Source organism: Streptomyces sp. NPDC006624 (assembly GCF_040611555.1).
Classification (GTDB): Bacteria; Actinomycetota; Actinomycetes; order Streptomycetales; family Streptomycetaceae; genus Streptomyces.
In genome coordinates, this window is the sequence record NZ_JBEXOM010000060.1 from 1 (window position 1) to 1,488 (window position 1,488).

1 protein-coding gene is annotated in these 1,488 nt (G+C 70.4%); it reads right to left on the reverse strand.

Annotated features, from left to right (window positions below; all coding sequences use genetic code 11):
• Positions 1–25: 25 nt before the first annotated feature.
• Positions 26–1,228, reverse strand: coding sequence for an IS110 family transposase (locus tag ABZY20_RS37130; protein ID WP_356447934.1), 1,203 nt, complete (start codon positions 1,226–1,228; stop codon positions 26–28).
• Between the last annotated feature and the right edge of the window lie 260 nt (positions 1,229–1,488).

Below are 1,488 nucleotides of genomic sequence, written 5' to 3' on the forward strand. Positions count from 1 at the left end.
CCGGGGGGTGCCTCTATGTCCTTCGTCAAGCGAGTCGAGGGCTCCTCGGCTCGTAGAAGGTTCCGTCGCGGAGCATGGCGAACAGGACGCTGATGCGGTGGCGGGCGAGGCGGAGGAGGGCCTGGGTGTGGGTTTTGCCGCGGGCTCGGCAGCGGTCGTAGTAGGCGCGGGAGGCGGGATCGTGGAGGGCTGCGAACGCGGAGAGGAACATCGCTCGTTTCAGCTGCCGGTTGCCGCCTCTGGGGGCGTGCTCACCGTGGATCGACGTGCCGGACCGCCGGGTTGCCGGGGCAAGGCCGGCGTAGGAGGCCAGGTGGGCGGCGGTGGGAAAGCTGCTGCCGTCGCCGACGGTGGCCAGGAAGACTGCGGCGGTCCTGACGCCGATGCCGGGCATCGAGGTCAGGACCTGGGAAAGAGGGTGGGCCTCCAGCAGTGCCTCGATCTGCGTTTCCAGGGCCCGGCGTTGTTCGTGAACGGCGGCCAGCGACTTCGCCAGCGACGGGACGATCACGTCGAGGGTGCCGGTGCCCGGGACGACGACGGTCTGCTCGTCGAGTGCGGTGAAGATGTCGTCGACCAGCCGCTCGGCCATGCGCGGAGCCCGGGGCCGGACGACCTCGACCAGCTTGCGGCGGCCCGCTTTGCGGAGTGCTTGCGGGGATCCGTAGCGCTCGAGGAGCCAGGTCACTGCCGGGTGGTCCAGACGCGGGCCGAGGAGGCGCTCCAGGCTGGGGTGGAACTGGGTGAGCAGGCCGCGGATGCGGTTGGAGGTGCGGTTGGCCTCGCCGGCCAGGTCCTGGTCGAAGCCGACCAGCATGGTCAGCTCGGCGGTGACCTCGTCGGTCAGGTCGAGGGTGCGCAGGGTGTGGGGCATGGTGCGGGCAGCGTCCGCGATGACGGCCGCGTCGCGGGCGTCGGTCTTGGCTTCACCCGGGTAGAGGTCGGCGATCCGGCGCATCGCGAGTCCCGGCAGGTAGGCGACCTGGCAGCCGGCAGCGCGGGCGACGGTCAGCGGCAGGGCGCCGATGGAGGCGGGCTGGTCCACGACCACGAGGACGGTGCCGAACTTGGCCTTGAGCTTGTCGAAGACTGCCCGCAACTGGGGTTCGCCGTTCGGCAGGGTCTTGTCGAAGACTTTCTTCCCGGCCGGGGTGAGTCCGTGGCCGTGATGGTTGCTCTTGCCGACGTCCAGGCCGAGGACGACGTCCACCTCGTCGATGCCGATCACCATGCCCCCACATGCGTCGATGCCGAGCCGGCCTTGGTGGCGGGGCCGTTCGCGCGCATCCACGTTATGCAGACCTGCCGCCCGCGAACGGCCCGGCATTGCGCCGGGCCGGGCGGTAGCCGGACCTCTGATCAGCGTCTCCGACGGCACCCCTCGGACCCGGTGACACCACCCCCCAGGTCATCCCATCGACAGGGGGCAACAGTCATGCCGGGCCCGGAGGCCAGCGGCCCTCTTGCAGGACCGCGAAGAACATAACG